Consider the following 21,198-nt stretch of genomic DNA (forward strand, 5'->3'; position numbering starts at 1 on the left):
GGCCGCCTCCCCTCAGGGGAAGCGGCCACACCGGGCCCCGGCAGACTCCAGCGAGGTCATGCCGACCGCGAGCGACGGTCAGAGGTGCTGCACCACCGCCACAGGCGCCGCAGCATGGTGCAGCACCGCGTGCGTGACCGGGCCGATGCGCGGGCCGATCGCCGAGCGGCGCACACGCCGTCCCACGACCAGCAGTGAGGCGTCCTTCGAGGCGTCCACGAGGTGGTCAGCCGCCCCGCCCACCACACACTGCTCCATGACGTCGACCTCCGGGAACTTGCCCCGCCACGGCCGCAGCACGTCGGTGAGCACGCTTGCTTCACGCAGTCCCATCGCGACGCCGTGTCCGGGATCGACGGCTTCGGGGTCGTGTCCGAAGACGATCGGTACGTCCCACCCGTGGACGACCCTCAGGGCGGCCCCGCGTGCGGCGGCGGCGGAGAAGGCGAACTCGATCAGCTCGTCGCACGGCCGGGTGAGGTCGAGCCCCAGCACCACATCGAGGTACCGCGCCCGGTCGATCGGGCCGTCCCCGGGCTGCTTCTCGTCCTCGGCCCGCTCGCCGGCCCGCACGACGACGACCGGGCACTCGGCGTGCGCGATGACGGGCAACGACACCGATCCGGCCAGAAGGCCACCCAGGGCGCTCAGCCCTCGTGAACCCAGAACCAGGACCTCCGCCTTGTTCGCCGCGGCGAGCAGCACCTCGACGGGACGGCCGAAGACCTGCTCGACGCTGACCCGCAGACCGGGATGGTTCTCTCGCACCCGCTCGGCCACCTCGCGCGGGACACGCTCGGCCCAGTGCGGGGTGATGGTCGTTTCGCCGGGTGCGGTGTCCGCACCCATGAACGGAGCGTGGGTGAAACCCGGCGACCAGTCCTGCCAGGCGTGGACGATGTGCAGGGGCAGATCCCGCAGCAGCGCCTCTCGGGCAGCCCACAGCGCGGCAGCTTGCGACTCCATCGAGCCGTCCACAGCGGCGATGACCGTACCTTGTGACATGAAATCCTCCATGTGAGGGGGCGTTTCGATCGGGGAAGTAACCGCGGACCAGGCGAAGGCCGGGCCCCTCCGCAGGGGCGCGGTACTTGTCGGCGGTGAACAGGCCGGCTGTTCACGACGGCCGGCAGGGAAGCGAGGGGTGGGGCGGAAGCGGGGTGCTTCCGGCCAGAGGGTGAGAGCTCTACCGGGCCGGGGTGATCAGCCCGTAGTGGCCGTCGTAGCGGTGGTAGAGCACGCTGCCCCGACCGGTGGCCGTGTCGGCGAAGAAGACGAACGGCAGTCCGGTGAGGTTCAGCCGCTGAACGGCCTCGGACACCGTGCTCACAGGCACGGGGACCGTGCTCACGCTCAGCAGCCCCTCGGCCTCCAGCTCCTGGCCCACGGGCCCCAGCGATGCCAGGCGGTGGTGGCCGGTGGGGACGTCGCGGTAGACCACGCTGTCGTACCCGGAGGTCAGATCCGTGAAGACCCAGAAGTCGTAGTCCATGGCCTCCAGGTCGATCACGGCGTCCTCGGGCGTCTGCCGGGTCTGGCTGAACGACTTGTACCGCTCGACGCGGCGCTCCTCGGCCGGCAGGTGCTGACGGTGCGGACGGTGCACGTGGCCCGCGCTGTCCCACCACGCCTCCTGCACGGTGCCGGAGAGCCCGCGCGGCCCGTACCGTCGTGCCCGGGCCAGCCGCACGGTCAGATGCTCCCGCAGGAGGTCGACCGCTTCGAACATGGTGCTCGCGGCCACGTGGGCACGTACCGGCCGGCCGCTCACATCGACCACGGCCTGGGCGATGGCGGGGCGAGCCGCCGAGCAATGGACCGCCTGGGTGAGCTTCACCTGGGCGGCCAGCACCGGCTCGCTCACGTGGCCGAGGGTCGCGAGCACCTTCTCCCGTGCGTAGGTGGCCGCGCCTCGAGGCACCTGTCCTCGGCTGCGGACCTGGACGGCGACTGCCTGGCTGGTCTTGAGACCGCTCATGGGAACTCCTCCTTGATCGCTCTCAGCCTGTCCGGCGCCGACCGCTCCCGGCAGAGCCGACGGGGCTGTCGCCGCGGGGCGACCGGTCCCCCTCACCGCCCATCCATCCGGGACGTACGGGCATCCGCGAAGGGCCGTTCGGTCCAGGGCCAGGCCAGGGAACGGAGCCAGGGACAAGTGCAGGACAGGCACGTGGCCGTGGTCAGCCGGGACAGCGCAAGGGAACTGCTGAAGGGACCCGTCCGGCCCTTACTACGACGCTCTTGCTGTGTCAGCGTCTTGGACGGCAGGACTGTTCACGGCCATGGGGCCCAGGACCCCTGGAACCGCGAGGGGCACGTGCCTCCGGGCGGTCTTGAGGCGGTTCGCGTTCCCGCTACGCGGGACGTCACGCGCTTCGGCCCCGCCGGCCCGCTTGCCGCCCGCGACCACACACGACGGAGGAAGCATGCGAGAGGACGAGCGCTCTGAAGGCGTACCGCTGACCGACGAGGAGCTCGGTGCGCTCGACGCGCACTGGAGGGCCGCCAACTACCTGTCGGTCGGCCAGATCTACTTGATGGACAACCCGCTGCTGAAGAAGCCGCTGGAGCCGGCGCACATCAAGCCGCGCCTGCTCGGGCACTGGGGCACCTCCCCGGGCCTCAACCTCGTGCACACCCACCTCAACCGCGTCATCAAGCGGCACGGCGTCGACGCGCTGTGCGTCTGGGGGCCCGGACACGGCGGGCCGGCCGTCCTCGCCAACTCCTGGCTGGAAGGCAGTTACAGCGAGACCTATCCCGATGTGAGCCGCGACGAGCACGGCATGGCCCGGCTGTTCCGGCAGTTCTCCTTCCCCGGCGGTGTGCCGAGCCATGTGGCGCCCGAGACCCCCGGATCGATCCACGAGGGCGGCGAACTGGGCTACTCCCTGTCGCACGCCTACGGCGCCGCCCTGGACAATCGGGACCTGCTGGTGGCGTGCGTCATCGGCGACGGTGAGGCGGAGACGGGACCGCTCGCCGCCTCCTGGCACTCCAACAAGTTCCTCGACCCCGTCCACGACGGAGCGGTCCTGCCCATCCTCCACCTCAACGGATACAAGATCGCGAACCCCACCGTGCTCGCACGACTGCCGGAAGCGGAACTCGACCAGCTGCTGCGCGGCTACGGCCACGACCCCCTGCACGTCACCGGAGACGACCCGCACCAGGTCCACCGGGCCATGGCGGCGGCCATGGACACGGCTCTGGACCACATCCGGCGCATCCAGCAGCAAGCCCGGACCGGCGCCCCCGTCGGACGGCCGCGCTGGCCGGTGATCGTCCTGCGTACGCCGAAGGGCTGGACCGGACCCGCCACGGTCGACGGCGTCCCCGTCGAGGGCACCTGGCGTGCCCACCAGGTGCCCCTGGCGGGCGTCCGTGACGACGACGGCCATCGGGCCCAACTGGAAGCGTGGCTGCGCTCGTACCGTCCCGAGGAGCTCTTCGACGAGACCGGCCGGCCGAGCCCCCAGGTGCTGGAATGCGTCCCGGAGGGCGTACGGAGGCTCGGTGTGACCCGCCACGCCAACGGCGGCCTGCTCCTGCGGGACCTGCCTCTGCCCCGGCTCGAACGCTTCGCTGTCCCGGTGGACAAGCCCGGCGAGACCCGCCACGAGCCGACCGGGGTACTCGGAGAGCTACTGGAGAACGTCATGGCCGCCACCGGCGAGCGCCGCGATTTCCGCCTCGTCGGTCCCGACGAGACCGCTTCCAACCGCCTCCAGGCCGTGTACGGAGCGAGTGGCAAGGCCTGGCAGGAATCGCTCCTGGCCACCGACGAGCACCTCGACCGGCACGGCCGGGTCATGGAGATCCTCTCCGAGCACACCTGCCAGGGCTGGCTGGAGGGTTACCTGCTGACCGGCCGGCACGGGCTGTTCTCCTGCTACGAAGCCTTCGTCCACATCGTCGACTCCATGGTCAACCAGCACATCAAGTGGCTCAAGACCTCCCGCGCCCTGCACTGGCGCGCACCTGTCGCCTCACTCAACTACCTGCTCACGTCCCACGTGTGGCGCCAGGACCACAACGGCTTCTCCCATCAGGACCCCGGATTCGTCGACCACGTCCTCAACAAGAGCCCCGAGGTCGTCCGCGTCTACCTGCCGCCGGACGCCAACACCCTGCTGACCGTCGCCGACCACGCGCTGCGCAGCCGCGACCAGGTGAACGTGATCGTCGCCGGCAAACAGCCCTGCTTCGACTGGCTCTCCCTCGACGACGCCCGCGCCCACTGCGCCCGCGGAGCCGGCGTGTGGGAATGGGCAGGTACCGAGGACGGGACCCGCGACCCGGACGTCGTCCTGGCCTGCGCCGGTGACGTCCCCACCCAGGAGATCCTCGCGGCGGCCGGCCTCCTGCGGCACCATCTCCCTCAGCTCGTCGTACGTGTGGTGAACGTCGTCGACATGACCCGGCTCATGCCCCACGAGGAACACCCGCACGGCATGACCGACCCGGAATACGACGCCCTGTTCACCCGGGACAAGCCGGTGATCTTCGCTTACCACGGCTACCCCTGGCTCGTGCACCGTCTCTCCTACCGCCGCAGCGGCCACCCGAACCTGCACGTACGCGGCTACAAGGAGGTGGGCACCACCACGACCCCCTTCGACATGGTCGTGCGCAACGACCTCGACCGCTACCGCCTCGTCATGGACGTGATCGACCGCGTGCCCGGCCTTGCCGTACGAGCCGCGGGCGTGCGCCAGACCATGGCCGACGCCCGCACCCGCCACCACGCCTTCATCCGCGAACACGGCACCGACCTGCCCGAAGTCACCGACTGGAGCTGGAGCGACGGCCGGCAGTCGGCATGATCCCACCGCCCGCATCGTGCAGCACTGAATGTCTCGACAGGCCGCCGCAGCACCCCGGCGCGGCTTCACCCGACCCGCGGCACGGACGGAGCCGTCGCCGCCCTGCCTGCGTACAGCCCAGCAGACCCGCCGCCAGACGCCGCGCACCCGAACGGCGGGCGCGGTACGCGTGTAGTGCCGCTCGACCGGCTGCGCGGCAAACGGCCCCGTACCCCTCCGTCCGCCTCCCGGGCATCTTCAAGGAGAAGGGGGCATGCGCGGCGCAGGCGAGTCGTCTCGTCTGTCGGCGGTCAGCCGGTTGACCACGCCGACGACGCCGTCGACCCGCCAGGCGGCCCGGACCAGAGCCGTGATGTTGATCTCCGGTCCGGCGACGCCCTCGATGGTGACGATCCCGTCCCGCACATCGATGTGAAGCCTGCCGGCGTCGTGTGCGGGACCGTGGGGGTCCACGACGCCGGCCACGGCTTCGTGGATCTCCTCGTCGGTGCGCAGGAAGACGCGCAGGAGGTCGCGGCGTGTGGTGATGCCGATGAGACGGTCCTCCTCGTCCACCACGGGCAGCCGGTCGATGTGGCGGCGTTCCATGATGCGCGCCGCGTCGACCACGCGCTGTTCGGGATGCACGGTGACCGCGGGACTGGTCATCAGCCCGCCGGCCGTCAGGGCCGGTCCTGCGGTGGGTCGCGCGTGCGCGATCCGCCTCAGGGCCCGCAGCACGCGGTCCCGGCCGGACCCGGTCCGGCCGCGCGCCGCCTGTCGCCGGGTGAGGTCGGTCTGCGAGACCACGCCCATGACCTTGTCGTCGTCGTCCACCACCGGCAGACCGCTGATGTGGTGGGAAGTAAGCAGGCGGGCCAGCTCCTTGAAGGAAGTGTCGGGGTGTGCCTGGACCACCTCGTCGGTCATCACCTCGCCCACCGTTCGGTGCTTCACCACGGTTCCCATCTCCATTCGCCTGATCAGCTCTTGCCCGCTGCCCACGGCGTCACGGTCTTCGTCCCCAGCAGCGGGGAACGGGTCTCGGGGGCGTGGATGTGAGGGCGTCCACTTCGCGGGAGGCCGGGGTACTTCACATGTCGAAGACGATGCGTGCCCTGACCCGGCCGTCGAGCACCTCGTCGACGCACTCGTTGACGGACGACAGCGGCCGGGTCTCGTAGATCACGCGGGTGCGTCCGGCGGCGTGCAGCTGGAACACCTCGGCCAGGTCCTGGCGGGTTCCCACGATCGAGCCGATGACGGACGTGCCGCCGACGACGGTGGAGAAGATCGGCACCTGGGCGACGCCGTCCGCGGGCAGGGCCACCATGACCAGCTTGCCGCCACGGCGCAGACCGGCCAGGGCGGTCGCGAAGGTTTCCTCGCTCACAGCCAGTGCCAGGGCCGCGTGGGCTCCTCCATGTCGCTGGAGCACCGCTGCCGGGTCCTCCTTGCGGGCGTCGATGAGGATGTCCGCGCCGAGGTCGGCGGCGAGCCGGAGCTTCTCGTCGGAGATGTCGATCGCGGCGACTGTCGCGCCGGCGATCTTGGCGTACTGCACGGCCAGGTGCCCGAGACCGCCGATACCGGAGATCGCCACGAGGTCGGCCGGTCCGATGCCGGCTACCTTCAGGGCCTTGTACGTGGTGACTCCCGCACATGTCAGGGGTGCCGCCTCGCGCGGGTCGACGCCGTCGGGCACGGGCTGCGCGAAGTCGGCGTGGGCGAGCATCTTCTCGGCGTAGGCGCCGTCGGTGCCGTATCCGGTGTTGACCTGCTGTTCGCACAGCGTCTCCCAGCCGGTGAGGCAGTGCTCGCACCGTCCGCAGGCCCAGCCGAGCCACGGCACGGCCACGCGCTGCCCGACCGACAGATGCGTGACGCCCTCGCCGAGTTCCTCGACGATGCCGACGCCCTCGTGTCCGGGGACGAACGGAGGCGTGGGCTTGACCGGCCAGTCGCCGTGCGCGGCGTGGATGTCCGTGTGACACAGCCCGGACGCTTCGACACGGATGCGTACCTGTCCGGGGCCGGGTACGGGATCGGGCCGCTCCTCGATCACCAGCGGTTCTCCCAGGACCTTCACCACTGCTGCCTTCATCGCCTGCTCCTCTTGTGCGTCGCTGCTTCCAGAGTGGTGCGAGGCGCCAGGAGAGGACAGAACCGGTCAGGACCTGTATGGCGGGCCGTTCGGCCCATGATCCGCCGGGCCGCTCGGCACGTGCGGGAGACGAGGGCCCAACGGCCCTGGGGCGTCCCCGTTCGACCCCTGCCGCGGGACAGGCGGGAGCCCGCACGCTGACACCACCTGCATCGGCACCCCTCGGGAAGGCGACGGACATGACCGTACGCATAGGCATCAACGGCTTCGGGCGCATCGGGCGCAACTACCTGCGCTGCGTCATGGAACGTGCGGAGGCCGCCTGCGGCACCCCGGTGGAGGTGGTGGCCGTCAACGACCTCGCTTCGCCGGCCGCGCTGGCCCACCTGCTCACCTACGACTCCACCTACGGCAGGCTCGGCCGCACCGTCGAGCACGACGACGAATCGCTCACGGTGGGCGGGCACCGCATCGCCGTCACGTCCGAGCGCGACCCCGTCGACCTGCCCTGGGCGGCCCTGGGCGTTGACGTGGTCATCGAGGCCACAGGCCGCTTCCGCACCGGGGAGGATGCCGGCCGGCACTTGCAGGCGGGTGCGCGCAAGGTGCTGTTGTCGGTCCCGGGCAAGGGCGTGGACGCCACTCTCGTCATGGGCGTCAACGAGTACACCTATGACCCGTACATGCATCACGTGATCTCCAACGCGTCCTGCACCACCAACTGCGTGGCTCCGATGGTGAAGGTCCTCGACGAGCGCTTCGGGATCGTCAAGGGACTGATGACCACCATCCACGGCTACACCAACGACCAGGTCGTGCTCGACGGTCCGCACAAGGACCTGCGTCGGGGGCGTACGGCCGCGGTGAACATCATTCCGACCAGCACCGGTGCCGCCCGCGCTGTCGGTCTCGTGCTCCCGGAGCTCGCCGGCACCTTGGACGGCATCGCGGTGCGCGTGCCGGTCGAGGACGGTTCGCTGACGGACCTCACCCTCGTCCTGGAGCAGCCGGTGTCCGCGGAGGACGTCAACTACGCTTTCCTCGACGCCGCGGACGGACCACTGAAGGGCATCCTGCGGGTCAGTGACGCCCCGATCGTCTCGCGTGACATCGTCGGCGACCCCGCCTCCTGCATCGTGGACGCCCCGCTGACCCAGGCCCACGGGAACCTGGTCAAGGTGTTCGGCTGGTACGACAACGAGTGGGGCTACACCAACCGTCTGGCCGACCTGACCCAGTACGTCGCCGCCCTTCTCGACCCCCGATGAGAACCGGGCGCCCGGCCGATCGGGAGGAAGGTGCGACGGTGCGCCTCAGGAGGGTGCGGCTGTGGCGGTGGCGCCGTAATGAACTGCGGCACCGTTCCCACGCGGTGGAGGGCTGGATCCTCTTGGTCCTGGGCGTGGCCGCGTTCATCGGTGCGCCTCTGGGCGGCGCGGTGGCAGGGGAGGCCGTACTGGACGGACGGGCCCAGCAGCGGACCGAGCGCTACCTCACCGACGCGGTGCTGGTGGACGACCCCGGCCCCGCGGCCAAGGGCAGCACACGCACCCGGGCCACCGCCCGGTGGACCGCGCCCGACGGCACCGCGCACACAGGCCGAGTGCCGGTCGGAAGCCACCTGAAGCGCGGAGCGCGTGTCCCGGTGTGGACGGACGAGGACGGGGCGATGACCACCGGGCCGGTCGGCCTGGCCGCCGCACGGTTCGATGCCGCGGTAGCCGCACTCGCGGTCACGGTGAGCCTCGGTTTCCCGGTGCTCGCCGCGCACCGGCTCGTGCGACGGCACTGCGAACGGCGCCGCGCTGCCCAGTGGGGCCGGGAATGGGCCAGGGTCGCCCCCGAGTGGGACCGGAAGAACGCCTGACCGGGAGCCCCCGGAGACCATCGGGCCCCTCCCCGGGCCCTTCGGGACCTTCGCCCCGGGCATCTCCGGCGGAAGGCTGTAGCTGACAGGGCGAGCGGACACTCCGTGTCTGCCGATCCCCCTCACCCAGGGAGCTATCCATGACTCAGGTGACCCGTGACCGCAGCGACACCTCCGACGGGGGTGTCCCCTCCGACGCCGGGATCGCCGTGAACTGGTTGGTGGACAACGCCTCCAAGGCGCTCGCCGACTTCGAGTCCCTCACCCAGGAGCAGGTCGACCACATCGTCGCCAAGGCCTCGGTGGCTGCCCTGGACCAGCACACTGCCCTGGCGCGGCTGGCGGTGGAGGAGACCGGCCGGGGCGTCTTCGAAGACAAGGCGGCGAAGAACATGTTCGCCTGCGAGCATGTCACCCACAGCATGTCCCGGACGAAGACGGTCGGCGTCATCGGCCGTGACGACATCAAGGGCATCATCGAGATCGCCGAACCCGTCGGCGTGCTGTGCGCGGTCACCCCGGTCACCAATCCGACGTCCACCACCGTCTTCAAGGCCCTGTTGGCGCTGAAGACGCGTAACCCGGTCGTGTTCGCCTTCCACCCCTCCGCCCAGGCGTGCAGCGCCGAGGCCGCTCGCATCGTGCGGGACGCCGCCGTCGCCGCCGGGGCCCCCGAGTACTGCGTGCAGTGGATCGAGGATCCCTCGATCGAGGCCACCGGCCTCCTCATGCGCCATCCGGGCGTGGCCCTGATCCTCGCGACCGGCGGGAACAGCATGGTCAAGGCCGCCTACTCGGCGGGCAAGCCCGCGGTGGGCGTCGGCGCCGGCAACGTACCGGCCTATGTGCACCGCAGCGCGGACCTGCGCAGGGCGGTCAACGACCTCGTCCTGTCCAAGTCCTTCGACAACGGCATGATCTGCGCGTCCGAACAGGCGGTCATCCTCGACGCCGAGGTGTACGACGAGGCCCTGGCCGAGTTCCGGCGCCTGCACGCGTACGTCGCGACGGCCGAGGAGAAGCGGAGGTTGGAGACCTACCTCTTCCCGCCGGACCCGGTCGGCCGGCAGGGCCGTGTCAACCCGGCGGCCGTGGGCCGGAGTCCCGCCTGGATCGCCGAGCAGGCCGGGTTCGCGGTCCCCGCGGAGACATCGCTCATCCTGGCCGAGGCGAGCCGCGTCGGTCCCGACGAGCCGCTGACGCGGGAGAAGCTCTGCCCGGTCCTCACCGTGCTGCGGGCCGGCTCGACCGAGGAGGGCTTCGACCTCGCCGCCGACATGGTCGCCTTCCACGGACAGGGACACAGCGCGGTGATCCACACCGGCGACCCGGCCCTCGCCGAGCGTTACGGCCGCCGCATGAAGACCGTGCGGATCATCGTCAACTCGCCGTCGTCCCAGGGCGCGATCGGCGGTATCTACAACCGGCTCCTCCCCTCCCTGACCCTGGGCTGCGGCTCCTGGGGCAGCACATCGGTGTCCGACAACGTCTCCGCAGCCCAGCTGCTCAACATCAAGCGCGTCACCACCCGGCAGAACAACCTCCAGTGGTTCAAGGTGCCGCCGAAGATCTACTTCGAGCCGCAGGCCATCCGCTACCTGACCGCGATGCCTGACGTGCACCGCGTCACCGTGGTCACCGATGCCACCATGACCCGCCTCGGTTACGTCGACCGCGTCAGCCGCGTCCTGCGGCAGCGGGAGCAGCCCGTGACCGTCCAGGTCATCGACGACGTCGAACCGGAGCCGAGCATCGACTCCGTACGGCGCGGGGCCGCCCTCATGCGCGACTTCCGCCCGGACACCATCATCGCCCTCGGCGGCGGGTCGCCCATGGACGCGGCGAAGGTGATGTGGCTGCTGTACGAACAGCCGGACGTCGACTTCGCCGACATGCGGCAGAAGTTCTCCGACATCCGCAAGCGCGCCTTCCGCTTCCCGGTGCTCGGTGAGCGGGCGCGGCTGGTCTGCGTCCCCACCACTTCGGGCACTGGCGCCGAGGTCACCCCGTTCGCGGTGATCTCCGATCCGGCGACCGGCAAGAAGTATCCGCTGGCCGACTACGCCCTGACCCCCAGTGTCGCGATCGTCGACCCGGTGCTCACCGCGGACCTGCCCTCCTCGCTCGCCGCCGACAGCGGCTTCGACGCCCTCACGCACGCCACCGAGGCGTACGTCTCGGTCTACGCCAACGACTTCACTGACGGCCCGGCGCTGCATGCCATCAAGCTGATCTTCGAGAACCTGGAAGCCGCGGTCACCGGCCAGGACGCACAGCGATCCCGCGCCCGGGAGAAGATGCACAACGCGGGCACCATCGCCGGCATGGCCTTCGGCAACGCGTTCCTCGGCATCGTCCACGCCATGTCCCACACCCTGGGCGCCACCTTCCACGTCGCCCACGGGCGGACCAACGCGATCCTGCTGCCCCACGTGATCCGCTACAACGGCACCGTTCCCGCCAAACTGACGGGATGGCCCAAGTACGAGAGCTACCGGGCGCCCGAGCGCTTCCAGGACATCGCCCGCACCCTGGGGCTGCCGGCCTCGACCGCCGCCGAAGGCGTCGCCTCTTACGCCGCCGCCGTGGAACGCCTTCGCGACGCCGTCGGTATCGAGCCGTCCTTCCGCGCCCTGGGCATCGACGAGACGGCCTTCATCACGGCTCTTCCCGAGCAGGCGTTGAACGCCTACGAGGACCAGTGCGCGCCCGCCAACCCGCGCATGCCGATGCTGGACGACATGGAGGACATCATGCGAGCCGCCTACTACGCCGGACCCCGGCCACTGCCCTTGAGCTGACGCTCCGGGCCACCCGATCGGCCGTTAGGCTGTCACGGTACGGGCGGGTGATCGACGAGGAGACCCAGTGGGTGTGGACGAGCCGCTGTCGCGGATGCCCCAGATGCGGCTCGACGAGCTGCTGGAGGAACTGCAGGCGCGCATCAACGCCGCACGCGGCACCCGGGACCGGGTGCACAGCCTGTTGGAGGCGGTCGTCTCGGTCGGCCGCGAACTGGACCTCTCACAGGTGCTGCGGCGCATCGTGGAAGCCGCCGCGCTGCTCGTCGAAGCCCAGTACGCGGCGCTTGGAGTGATCGGGCCCGATGGCCGCTCCCTGTCGCAGTTCCTCACCGTCGGCCTGACCGAGGAAGAGATCGCGAAGATCGGCCCCCTGCCGGCCGGACACGGCATCCTGGGCGAGCTCATCCGCAAACCCGAGCCGCTGCGCCTGACGGACCTCGGCGCCCATGAGGCGTCCTACGGCTTCCCCGCCCACCACCCGCCCATGCGGACCTTCCTGGGTGTGCCCATCCGGGTGCGCGACGAGGTCTTCGGCAACCTCTATCTGACCGACAAGCACGGTGGCATGGACTTCGACGCCGAGGACGAGTCGGTCATCTCCACGCTGTCCGTCGCCGCCGGAGTCGCCATCGACAACGCCCGGCTGTACGAGGCGTCGCAGCGGCAGCAGCGCTGGCTCCGGGCAAGCGCGGAGATCACCAACAGCCTCCTCTCCGGCAGCCCGCGGCTGGCGGTGCTGGAGCTCATCGCCCGCCGCGCCCAGGAGATCACCGGGGCCGGGCTCGCCGACGTCTCCGTGCCCGTCGCCGGGACGGACGACCTCGTCGTCGAGCTGGCCGTCGGAGCGGACAACACCACCCGCAGCGGGCTGGTGGTCCCGATCGAGGGCACCCTTTCCGGCGCCGCGTACATGGCCGGCGCGCCCGTGACCACCGTCGACCTCCCACAGGACGACCGGTACACCGCTGGCCCCCGCCGCTTCGACGGACTGGGCCCCGCGGTCGCTGTGCCCCTGGGCACAGCCGCCAAGGACACCCGCGGTGTCCTGCTGCTGGCCCGGCACCAAGGAGACCCGGTCTTCACCGAAGCAGAGCTGGAGCCGCTGCTGGCCTTCGCCGGACAGGCCGCGCTCGCCCTGGAGCTGGCCGAACGCCGCAGCGACGCCGAGCAGCTCGCCCTCCTGGAGGACCGCGACCGCATCGCCCGTGACCTCCACGACCTGGCCATCCAGCGGTTGTTCGCGACCGGCATGACCCTGCAGAGCGCGGCGCGACTCGTGCAGCACGAGGGCGCCGCCGAACGGGTCTCGCGGGCCGTCGGGGACCTCGACGAAACCATCAAGATCATTCGCTCCACGATCTTCGGCCTGCGCGCCCGCGAGGAGGACACCGGGCCGAGCCTGCGCGCACGGGTCGCACGCACCGTGGGCGAGACGGCGACCACGCTCGGATTCCCGCCCCGTCTGAGCATGGAGGGCCTGCTCGACACGGACGTACCGCCGCAGGTGGCCGATCACGTCGCGGCAACCCTGACCGAAATGCTCAGCAACGCCGCCCGCCACGCCCACGCCACCCGGGTCGAGGTCACCCTCCAGGCCACCTCCGAAGAAGTCGTCCTCACCGTCACGGACAACGGCCGTGGCATCCCCGCCGACGGCAGACGCAGCGGCCTGAGCAACCTCGAGGAGCGGGCCCGCAGCGTGGGCGGCGCCCTGGAGATCGTCTGCCCTGAGGAGGGCGGCAGCCGGCTGGTGTGGCGCGCGCCTCTCGTCTCCGGCCCCGCTGAGTGACCGCCGGTTCCTCAGCCGGAGCGCATCCGACCCTCCCGGGTGGGACCGGGGCCGGTGGTCCGTCTGCCGGCCTCCCGCCGTTCTGAGCGGGCACCGTGCAGCGGGTGCCCGCAGTCCCGGTGGTGGGGGGCGTGTGCCGTCGCGGAACTCGGCTGTCCGGCGCGACCGATGCGCCCCTACACAGTGAGCTGCAAGCCCGTCACCAGGTCCGGCCGGATGCGCAACGCGGTTTTCGTGGCGGGGTGTTGCGCCCATGGGCGCAGACGGGCGGCGAAACGCGCGAGTTCCCTCTCGTCGGTGACCCGGCGGGCGTATCCGGTGACCACCACGCTCCAGCCGAGGTGCGTCTCGGGGTCGATGACGTCAGCCTCGTAAGCCACCACGACACCTGCGGCCTGGGTAGGCGTCACGATGGAGGCGAGCGTGGCACCGTCGTGCAACTGGACGATGACGTCCTCGCCGTCCATGACGTGGTTGACCGGGCGGATGGCCGGCAGGGCCTGATGCGTGAAGACGATGCGCCCGAGCGAGATGCTGCCGAGCAGCCGCAGGGCCTCGGCACGGCCGAGCTGTCCCATTCGTCGCGGCGCCACCGCCTCACGGCGGTCGTCCACCGTGGTACGCGCGGCTTCGTCCTTCATCGTGCTCACCTTCTGCTCCGGCTCGGCCCCGGACGGCTTCGCCGCTTCCGGCCAGCGTCTCCCCTTACCCGCTGGCTCGGTAGGGCCGAACGGACCTTCTCGGCCGTGCCGGTTGCCGGCGGTTCCGAAGGCTGGATCTCCGCGACGGGTCACGCGAAGGAGCAGGGCACAGCGCGGTCCACGCCCAGGGTGCGGATGACACGGGCGGGAAGCCGCTGGATGTGGCACAGGCGTAAACGCACACCGGCCGCTACGCACCGGCGGTGCATGCGCAGGAACAGCGCCACGCCGGAACTGTCGCAGAAGGTGACGTCTGCCAGGTCGAGCAGCAGTTCACACTCGGTCTGCCGTGCCAGGCGGGTCAGCTCCGCCTCGATGTGCGCAACGGTGTACAGGTCCAGCTCCCCGGCCAGGGCGACTGCCGTCGTACTGGGGTCCAGCGGGGCCGTGATCAGGCTGATCGGGAGCGTCGTCATGGCGGCTGACCTGCTTTCTTGATCCAGGCGTGTCCCGGGGCCTGAGTGCCCCGGCCGTGCCGGCGCCGGAAGTCCATCAGTGCGCGAGCGTGGACAGCAGGTCCAGCGGGCCCGTACTCAGAGGGCCGAACGTCCCTCGCCGGCGATGCCCCGGCACAGCGAGAACACGTGGCCGAACGGTGAGGAGGGCGACGGGTGCCGTTCACCCGGCTCGTGATCGTCGGCCACAGGATGTGCAGTGGGAACCTGCGACATCGGATACGGGCATTTCCGGACCCTGGCCGGGTATGAGGGCCATCCGGCCCTGGGCGATGGTCCCGCTCGCGCGGCACGATGCGTGGGGAGCCCTCAGGGGCGGAGAACTCGGCGAACACGGAGTGTGTGATGACGGACAGCAGGGGCGGCCTCACCGAGAAGGAGCCGGTCAGGGTCTTCCTCCTTGACGACCATGAGGTGGTGCGTCGCGGTGTGCACGACCTCCTGGATGCCGAGCCCGATCTGACGGTGGTCGGTGAGGCGGGCACGGCGGAGCAGGCGCTGGCGCGGGTGCCCGCCCTGCGCCCGCAGGTCGCCGTTCTCGACGTGCGCCTGCCGGACGGGGACGGCGTGAGCGTGTGCCGGGAGCTTCGCTCGCGCATGCCCGACCTGGCCTGCCTGATGCTGACGTCGTTCGACGACGAGGAGGCGCTGCTCGACGCGATCATGGCCGGTGCGTCCGGCTACGTCCTCAAGCAGATCACGGGCACCGATCTGGTCACGGCCGTGCGTACGGTCGCCTCCGGCCAGTCCATGCTGGACCCCGGCGCCACGGCCCGGGTCATGGCCCGGCTTCGTGGCGGGTCCCCCCAGGAGGAGCAGCGGCAGGGGCTGCCCGGACTGACCGAGCGGGAGCGGGAGATCCTCGCTCTGGTGGGGGAGGGACTGACCAACAGGGAGATCGGCAAGCGGCTGTATCTGGCGGAGAAGACGGTCAAGAACAACATTTCCCGGCTGCTCGCCAAGTTGGGTGTCGAACGCCGGGTGCAGGCCGCCGTCATCGCCACCCAGGCACTGGCTGCCCGGGTGGACCAGGGCGGTGCGGCTGGGCGGGAGGGCCGCCCGCGAGGCTGAGCGCCGGTCCCACACGCGGATGCGAACCGGTGAAACAGCCCCTGCCTGGTGCTCCGCCAGAGCTGAGCAGGGGCCGCGGTCGGCATCTCCCGGTGAACGCAGAAGGGGCTCGGCAACAGGCCGCCGGGCCCCTTCTACGTACTGGTCGACGATGACACCGACATCCCGGGGCTGCGTGTGACCCAGGTAACCGAGTGCCTGTTGGTTCGTTGGCGGGCCTCGGACGAATTCACCTCCGGGCGGTGCCGTTCCCGTGGTGGGGGACCGGTCGTGTAACCGGTCCTCACCACGAGGAGGCTGTCAGTCGTGCGGTACGACGGCGACGGGGCAGGGGGCATGATGCAGGGCGGCGTGCGCGACCGAACCGATGCGGGTACCGACGGGCGCGCGGCGCGTCCGTCGGCCGACCACGAGCAGCTGCGCGTCCGACACGGCGGACAGCAGTACCTGTCCCGCGCTGCCGATCTCGACGTGCTCGGTCACCGGGACGTCGGGAAACCGTGTCCGCCACGGGGCGAGTGCCTCCGCCAGGGCCTTCTTCTCGAACGGCTCCAGCCCACCGGCCGCGTCCGCGAGGAGCATCGAGCCGGGGCTGTAGGCGAAGACCGGCGGCAGGCTCCAGGCCCGTACCGCACGCAGGACCGCGCCGCGTGCTGCCGCCTCCTCGAAGGCGAAGCCGAGCACCGCGTCGCTGTCCTCCGGCGTGCCCTGCTGGCCCACGACGATCTCGCCACCCTCCGCACGGGGCGTCTGCCCGTCGAGGGCGCGCACGGAAACCACGGGCCGTTTCGCCGTGGCGATCACCTGCTGACCGTAGGAGCCGAGGAGGAAGCCGACGAACGCCCCGTGCCCCCGTGAACCCAGCACCAGCATCTCGGCCGTTTCGGCCTCCTTCAGCAGAGCGGCGACGGCGGTGTCCTGGACCACTTCGGAGGTGACCGTGAGAGCCGGGTGGCGGTCGGCGACGTGTGTCTCGGCCTCGCGGAGCACAGCACGGGCCGACTTGGCCTGTGTCTCCCTGTCCTGGACGACGGGGACGTCCAGGGGCTGCCAGAGCCAGGCGTGCACGATACGCAGCGGCATTCCGCGCAGTTCGGCTTCGCGTGCCGCCCAGTCCGCCGCTGCGAGGCTTTCCGCGGAACCGTCCACTCCTACGGTGATGGCGTCGGTCATGAGGGTGCCTCCATACGGTTCGAAGGGCATGGCCGCTTCGGCCGTGCTTCCTGTCCTCAGCCTCCCTGAGGAGGCGGTGGTCCGCCGAGGGCCCATCGGCCCTGTCTCCCGGCCGTTCGGGTCACGCCGCCGTGGCCGTCCGCCCGGGGGAGTGCGCCGTGAGGCCTCCTGGCCCACAGCAGGGACCTCCGGCCCCCTGCGCGCGTCGCCCCGGCCGATCACTGTGGAGGGACAGGCCCCGTCCAGCAGCGCCCCGGAGTGCCGGACGGTGCTCCTCGGGCCTCTGAAGTCAGCCCTCATACGCCGCGTGCGGCCCGCCCGGCCGCCAGACCCACGGAGTCCCCATGTCCCGTACCATCACCGCCGGCCTCGACGGATCCCCGGAAAGCCTCGCCGCCACGCAGTGGGCCGCCCAGGAGGCGTTGCGACGTGCCGTGCCGCTGCGACTGCTCCGTGTCTGGAGCATCGACGAGGATCCCCGTACCCGTGTGGTCGACCCGGCGACGGCACGGGAATGGGGCGAGCGCACGCTCGCCATCGCCGAAAGGCGGCTACGGCGCCGCCACCCGGGTCTGGACGTCGAGACGGCGTGCGTGGCCGGTGACCCGGTGGAGGAGCTGTGCGGTGCTGCCGAGGAAGCGGAACTGCTGGTGCTCGGCTCCCGCGGTCTCGGTGGCCTGGCCGGATTTCTCACAGGGTCGGTGTCCCTGGCGGTGCTCGCCCGCACGCGGCGCCCGGTCGTTCTCGTCCGCCCGCACGACCTTCTGGAGCCCGAGGAGGAACGTACGGGGGAGGTGGTCCTCGGTCTGGACGTGACCGCCGCCGGCGACGAGCTGCTCGCCTTCGGCTTCGCCGCCGCAGACCGGTACGGCTGCGGACTGCGCGTGGTGCACCGGTGGGCCGTTCCGGCGCTCTACGGACCCGACATGCTCGACGCACTGCCGCTGCTCCTGACGGAGATCGCCGAAGACACGCGACGGGCGCTCGACGAGGCACTGGCCCCCTGGACCGAGAAGTTCCCGGACGTGGCGGTGGTGCGCGACTGCCGCCAGGGCAGGCCGGCGCAGGACCTGATGGAGCTGTCGCACGACGCCCGGCTCGTCGTCGTCGGCCGCAAGGCCCGCCGGGCACGGATCGGCACCCACATCGGGGCCGTCACCCACGCGGTCCTGCATCACTGCCTGGCGCCGGTCGCGGTCGTACCCCACGACTGAACGGACCCGACCCCGGAGCGCCGCACCGACACCGCCCGTCCGGCATCGGCCCCGGACGGCTCGGGCAGCCGTGCCGACCGAGCGGCTGCCTCCCCTCTCTCAGCGACGGCTCCGCGCGGCCCGTGAGGGAGGGCGAAAGGTCCCTCGCACTGCCGGGACCACCGGCCCTTTCCACCCGGAACGACAAGGCCGGACAGCGGCTTCGCACGACCCTTGCGGCCCTCGGCCGGTGGCAGGCGGCCGACGAACATCGGAGGTGAGGCCGGGCCGCCTCGCCCGCCTCGCAGGCCGCCGTCCCTTGGAGATGACGACATGACCGTGACCGTCCAGCCCCCCGCCGACACCAGCACGCCGTGGCGCGGCTTCACCGGTGAGGAGTGGCAGCGGGAGATCGACGTCCGTTCCTTCATCCAGGACAACTACACCCCTTACGAAGGCGGTGCCGCGTTCCTGGCCGGTCCCACGGACCGGACGCTCGCCGTGTGGAAAGCCGTCGCCGCTCTCTTCCCCGAGGAGCGCCGCAAGGGCATCCTCGACGTCGACACGGCGACGCCCTCCACCATCACTGCCCACGCGCCCGGCTACATCGACCGCGGCTGTCAAGCACGCCCGGGTGAAGGTTCGCCGGGACCACACCGGGCTCGCCGTCGACTACGAGGTCGAGGGTGACTACCCGACGGTCACCACGGACGCCTGCCGGGTCTTCCTGGAGACCGGGGAGCCACCCCCGGAACTGGAACGCCAGATCGGTGAGCGCCTCGCCGCCCTGGAACGCACCGCCGGGCGACGGCTCGGCCAGGTGGACGACGCTCTGCTGCTCTCCGTACGTTCCGGTGCCCGGGTCTCCACGCCGGGCACCATGGAGACCATCCTCGACATCGGCCTCAACGACCTGTCCGTCCTGGGCCGGCCCGTCGCACCTACAGCGAGGGGGGTGGCCGACTTTGCCGCGTTCCTCGCCCCGGTCGGGGCCGCCGGGGAGGGCGAGGACGGCATCGCCCGGCTGTGCACCTTGTCCGGTGCGCTGGTGCTGTCCCGGGCCACCGCGGGTTCCCCACGGGTTCGGGAATGTCGGGCAGGCGTAGCGTCCGTCCGGAAGCGGTGGGTGGCGGCGTGGTGGGGCCTTCGGTCCTCGCGGCCGTGACAGAGTCGGTGGGATCTTGAAGCGGCGGGGGAGAGGAGCCTCATGTCGCAGCACGCCCGCCCCAGTGATTCGGGGTGGCGCCGTTGGGTACCCGGCGCGCCTGGAACCGCTGTACTCGCCCGTTACGAGCGCTCCTGGCTGCGCGGCGACCTGCTGGCGGGTGTGACCGTCGTGGCGTATCTCGTGCCGCAGGTCATGGCGTACGCGACTGTGGCGGGGCTGCCGCCCGTCGCCGGCCTGTGGGCGATTCTGCCCGCTCTGGTGCTGTACGCGCTGCTCGGCTCGTCACGGATGCTGTCGGTCGGGCCGGAGTCGACGACCGCGCTGATGACCGCGACGGTGGTCGCGCCGATCGCCGCCGGGGACCCTGGGCGATATGCCGTACTGGCGGCAGCGCTGGCGGTCGCGGTCGGGCTGCTGTGCCTGGTGGCGTGGGCGGCCAGGCTCGGCTTCGTCGCCGATCTCCTCTCGCGGCCGGTCCTGGTCGGCTATCTCGCCGGTGTGGCGCTGATCATGATTGTGGATCAGCTGCCGAAGATGACAGGCGTGAGCACCACTGGGTCGGGCTTCCTTCCGCAACTGGTGTCCTTCGCGCAGAACCTGTCCCAGGTCCAGCCCGCCACCATCGCCGTCGCTGTCACCGCCCTCGTCCTCCTCTTCGCGCTTCCGCTCTTCCTGCATGCGGTGCCTGGGCCGCTGGTGGTGGTCGGGCTCGGAACCGTGGCAGTGGCGGCGTTCGGCCTGGAAGAGCACGGCGTCGCCGTGATCGGAGACGTGCCGGCGGGGCTGCCCCACCCGGCTCTGCCGGACTTCGACGAGCTGTCTCGGCTGATGGTTCCGGCGCTCGGCCTCCTCCTCGTGGGCTACACGGATGTCATCCTCACCGCACGTGCCTTCGCCACCAGCGACGAGGTCGGGCGCCTGGACGCCAACCAGGAGTTGTTCGCCCTGGGCGCCGCGAACCTCGGCGCGGGTGTCCTGAGCGGATTTCCGGTGAGCAGCAGTGCCAGCCGCACTGCGCTGGCGGACTCCACAGGCGCGCGAAGTCAGGTGTACTCGCTGACCGCCGGCGCGGCCGTTCTCGCCGTACTGCTGTTCCTCAGCCCGTTGCTGAGTCTCACTCCGGTTGCCGTGTTGGGCGCCCTCGTCATCTATGCCGCCGTCAAGATGATCGACCTGGCAGGCTTCCGGCGGCTGGCCTCCTTCCGGCGCAGGGAACTCCTGCTGGCCGTCGGCTGTCTGTGCGGCGTGCTGTCCCTGGGCATTCTGTACGGGGTGCTGGTGGCGGTCGGTCTGTCGGTGGCCGAGCTTCTGACGCGGGTCGCGCGCCCGCACGATGCTGTTCAGGGGCTGGTGCCCGGCGTGGCCGGCATGCACGACGTCGACGACTATCCGGAGGCCCGTACGATTCCTGGGCTGCTCGTCTACCGATACGACTCGCCGCTGTTCTTCGCCAACGCGGAGAACTTCCGGCGCCGTGCACTCGCCGCCGTCGCGGAGCAGTCCGGGCCCGTCCACTGGTTCCTGCTCAACACCGAGGCCAATGTGGAGGTGGACATCACCGCGCTGGACTCCGTCGATGAGCTGCGTCGCGAACTCTCCAGGCGCGGCATCACGTTCGCGATGGCACGTGTGAAGCAGGACCTGCGCGACGATCTCGATGCCTATGGGCTGACCGAATCGGTCGGTGCCGATCTGATCTTCCCCACACTGCCCACGGCGGTGGCCGCGTACCGGAACTGGCACCGCGCCCGCGAAGACGGTTCTCCTGATTAGGAGTCACCGCCCCTCAGCCACTACTGCGCAGCCCAGTGAGGCTCGCGGGGTTATCCGTGCTACCACCCGGGGCAAGCCGAACCCGCTTCACTCGGACCGTAGCTGGCGAACCCGGACGGTGCCCCGCCGCCCTCGAACGCGGCGTTGTTCGCGTACTCCGGTGGCGACGAGGATCGGGCGGTCGCTGTTCATGCCTTCCCTATGAAGCCCCGGACGAGCGGATGGCTACGGCCACCCAGTTCCGCCCGGGGGCCGAAGGGTCCAAGCCGCGGTCAGGTGTCCGCCGCGACACGCG

At 70.8% G+C, this 21,198-nt stretch carries 15 protein-coding genes and 2 pseudogenes; 10 read left to right on the forward strand and 7 right to left on the reverse strand.

Translation table 11 applies throughout. From position 1 onward, the window contains the following. Positions 1–78: 78 nt before the first annotated feature. Both ACWFR1_RS31570 and ACWFR1_RS31575 read right to left on the reverse strand, forming a co-directional pair. Positions 79–1,005: a universal stress protein gene (locus ACWFR1_RS31570; protein WP_453557252.1), complete on the reverse strand. Its 927-nt coding sequence runs from the start codon at positions 1,003–1,005 to the stop codon at positions 79–81. A 181-nt stretch (positions 1,006–1,186) separates the two neighbouring features. After that, entirely contained in the window at positions 1,187–1,978 is a 792-nt protein-coding gene (locus tag ACWFR1_RS31575; protein ID WP_453557254.1) for a sigma 54 modulation/S30EA ribosomal C-terminal domain-containing protein, read from the reverse strand. Between the two features lie 448 nt (positions 1,979–2,426). Between ACWFR1_RS31575 and ACWFR1_RS31580 the strand changes: the two genes are divergently transcribed. Continuing rightward, on the forward strand, positions 2,427–4,826 hold the full coding sequence (locus tag ACWFR1_RS31580; protein ID WP_453557256.1) for a phosphoketolase family protein: 2,400 nt from the start codon (positions 2,427–2,429) through the stop codon (positions 4,824–4,826). Positions 4,827–5,063: 237 nt separating this feature from the next. Here the strand turns inward: ACWFR1_RS31580 and ACWFR1_RS31585 are convergent, their stop codons facing one another. Together ACWFR1_RS31585 and ACWFR1_RS31590 are read right to left on the reverse strand one after the other, a co-directional pair. Further along, positions 5,064–5,774 (reverse strand): CBS domain-containing protein, encoded by a 711-nt coding sequence (locus ACWFR1_RS31585; RefSeq protein ID WP_453557318.1) that lies wholly within the window; start codon positions 5,772–5,774, stop codon positions 5,064–5,066. Between the two features lie 124 nt (positions 5,775–5,898). Then, positions 5,899–6,909, reverse strand: a complete 1,011-nt coding sequence (locus ACWFR1_RS31590; protein ID WP_453557258.1) for a zinc-dependent alcohol dehydrogenase — start codon at positions 6,907–6,909, stop codon at positions 5,899–5,901. Positions 6,910–7,148: 239 nt separating this feature from the next. Between ACWFR1_RS31590 and gap the strand changes: the two genes are divergently transcribed. The 4 genes from gap (at position 7,149) to ACWFR1_RS31610 (ending at position 13,369) form a co-directional block, all read left to right on the forward strand. Further along, the gene (gene gap, locus ACWFR1_RS31595; protein WP_453557260.1) at positions 7,149–8,177 is read left to right on the forward strand and encodes a type I glyceraldehyde-3-phosphate dehydrogenase; all 1,029 of its coding nucleotides are present in this window, start codon (positions 7,149–7,151) and stop codon (positions 8,175–8,177) included. Positions 8,178–8,215: 38 nt separating this feature from the next. Continuing rightward, positions 8,216–8,776, forward strand: coding sequence for an Rv1733c family protein (locus tag ACWFR1_RS31600; protein WP_453557261.1), 561 nt, complete (start codon positions 8,216–8,218; stop codon positions 8,774–8,776). A gap of 140 nt (positions 8,777–8,916) precedes the next feature. Continuing rightward, positions 8,917–11,577 (forward strand): bifunctional acetaldehyde-CoA/alcohol dehydrogenase, encoded by a 2,661-nt coding sequence (gene adhE / locus ACWFR1_RS31605; protein WP_453557263.1) that lies wholly within the window; start codon positions 8,917–8,919, stop codon positions 11,575–11,577. 67 nt (positions 11,578–11,644) lie between these two features. Further along, on the forward strand, positions 11,645–13,369 hold the full coding sequence (locus ACWFR1_RS31610) for a GAF domain-containing protein (protein WP_453557265.1): 1,725 nt from the start codon (positions 11,645–11,647) through the stop codon (positions 13,367–13,369). Between the two features lie 176 nt (positions 13,370–13,545). On the opposite strand, the gene ACWFR1_RS31615 is transcribed toward ACWFR1_RS31610, so the two are convergent. Further along, positions 13,546–14,010 carry a pyridoxamine 5'-phosphate oxidase family protein gene (locus ACWFR1_RS31615; protein WP_453557267.1) on the reverse strand — a complete coding sequence of 155 codons (465 nt, stop codon included), beginning with the start codon at positions 14,008–14,010 and terminating at the stop codon, positions 13,546–13,548. Positions 14,011–14,159: 149 nt separating this feature from the next. Further along, positions 14,160–14,486: an STAS domain-containing protein gene (locus tag ACWFR1_RS31620; protein ID WP_453557269.1), complete on the reverse strand. Its 327-nt coding sequence runs from the start codon at positions 14,484–14,486 to the stop codon at positions 14,160–14,162. 384 nt (positions 14,487–14,870) lie between these two features. On the opposite strand from ACWFR1_RS31620, the gene ACWFR1_RS31625 reads away from it, so the two are divergent. Beyond that, positions 14,871–15,596, forward strand: coding sequence for a response regulator (locus ACWFR1_RS31625; RefSeq protein WP_453557271.1), 726 nt, complete (start codon positions 14,871–14,873; stop codon positions 15,594–15,596). 300 nt (positions 15,597–15,896) lie between these two features. Here the strand turns inward: ACWFR1_RS31625 and ACWFR1_RS31630 are convergent, their stop codons facing one another. Then, the gene (locus ACWFR1_RS31630; protein ID WP_453557273.1) at positions 15,897–16,769 is read right to left on the reverse strand and encodes a universal stress protein; all 873 of its coding nucleotides are present in this window, start codon (positions 16,767–16,769) and stop codon (positions 15,897–15,899) included. 344 nt (positions 16,770–17,113) lie between these two features. Here ACWFR1_RS31630 and ACWFR1_RS31635 point away from each other — a divergent pair, with 344 nt between their 5' ends. From ACWFR1_RS31635 to ACWFR1_RS31650, 4 genes and pseudogenes are all read left to right on the forward strand, one after another. Beyond that, positions 17,114–17,983: a universal stress protein gene (locus tag ACWFR1_RS31635; protein ID WP_453557275.1), complete on the forward strand. Its 870-nt coding sequence runs from the start codon at positions 17,114–17,116 to the stop codon at positions 17,981–17,983. A gap of 312 nt (positions 17,984–18,295) precedes the next feature. Further along, positions 18,296–18,577: pseudogene (locus ACWFR1_RS31640) on the forward strand (formate acetyltransferase); the annotation flags it as partial. An 82-nt stretch (positions 18,578–18,659) separates the two neighbouring features. Next, positions 18,660–18,890: pseudogene (locus ACWFR1_RS31645) on the forward strand (PEP/pyruvate-binding domain-containing protein); the annotation flags it as partial. A 279-nt stretch (positions 18,891–19,169) separates the two neighbouring features. After that, positions 19,170–20,903 (forward strand): SulP family inorganic anion transporter, encoded by a 1,734-nt coding sequence (locus ACWFR1_RS31650; RefSeq protein WP_453557277.1) that lies wholly within the window; start codon positions 19,170–19,172, stop codon positions 20,901–20,903. Positions 20,904–21,198: the final 295 nt, after the last annotated feature.

The sequence above is a fragment of the Streptomyces sp. NPDC055103 genome (assembly GCF_053607625.1).

What these genes read in the sequence shown, in the direction of transcription:
- ACWFR1_RS31590 (WP_453557258.1), bottom strand. Translation starts at nt 6,909, where the DNA reads ATGAAGGCAGCAGTGGTGAAGGTCCTGGGAGAACCGCTGGTGATCGAG.
- ACWFR1_RS31650 (WP_453557277.1), top strand. Translation starts at nt 19,170, where the DNA reads ATGTCGCAGCACGCCCGCCCCAGTGATTCGGGGTGGCGCCGTTGGGTA.
- adhE (WP_453557263.1), top strand. Translation starts at nt 8,917, where the DNA reads ATGACTCAGGTGACCCGTGACCGCAGCGACACCTCCGACGGGGGTGTC.
- ACWFR1_RS31620 (WP_453557269.1), bottom strand. Translation starts at nt 14,486, where the DNA reads ATGACGACGCTCCCGATCAGCCTGATCACGGCCCCGCTGGACCCCAGT.
- ACWFR1_RS31635 (WP_453557275.1), top strand. Translation starts at nt 17,114, where the DNA reads ATGTCCCGTACCATCACCGCCGGCCTCGACGGATCCCCGGAAAGCCTC.
- ACWFR1_RS31580 (WP_453557256.1), top strand. Translation starts at nt 2,427, where the DNA reads ATGCGAGAGGACGAGCGCTCTGAAGGCGTACCGCTGACCGACGAGGAG.
- ACWFR1_RS31575 (WP_453557254.1), bottom strand. Translation starts at nt 1,978, where the DNA reads ATGAGCGGTCTCAAGACCAGCCAGGCAGTCGCCGTCCAGGTCCGCAGC.
- ACWFR1_RS31585 (WP_453557318.1), bottom strand. Translation starts at nt 5,774, where the DNA reads ATGGGAACCGTGGTGAAGCACCGAACGGTGGGCGAGGTGATGACCGAC.
- gap (WP_453557260.1), top strand. Translation starts at nt 7,149, where the DNA reads ATGACCGTACGCATAGGCATCAACGGCTTCGGGCGCATCGGGCGCAAC.
- ACWFR1_RS31630 (WP_453557273.1), bottom strand. Translation starts at nt 16,769, where the DNA reads ATGACCGACGCCATCACCGTAGGAGTGGACGGTTCCGCGGAAAGCCTC.
- ACWFR1_RS31625 (WP_453557271.1), top strand. Translation starts at nt 14,871, where the DNA reads ATGACGGACAGCAGGGGCGGCCTCACCGAGAAGGAGCCGGTCAGGGTC.
- ACWFR1_RS31570 (WP_453557252.1), bottom strand. Translation starts at nt 1,005, where the DNA reads ATGTCACAAGGTACGGTCATCGCCGCTGTGGACGGCTCGATGGAGTCG.
- ACWFR1_RS31615 (WP_453557267.1), bottom strand. Translation starts at nt 14,010, where the DNA reads ATGAAGGACGAAGCCGCGCGTACCACGGTGGACGACCGCCGTGAGGCG.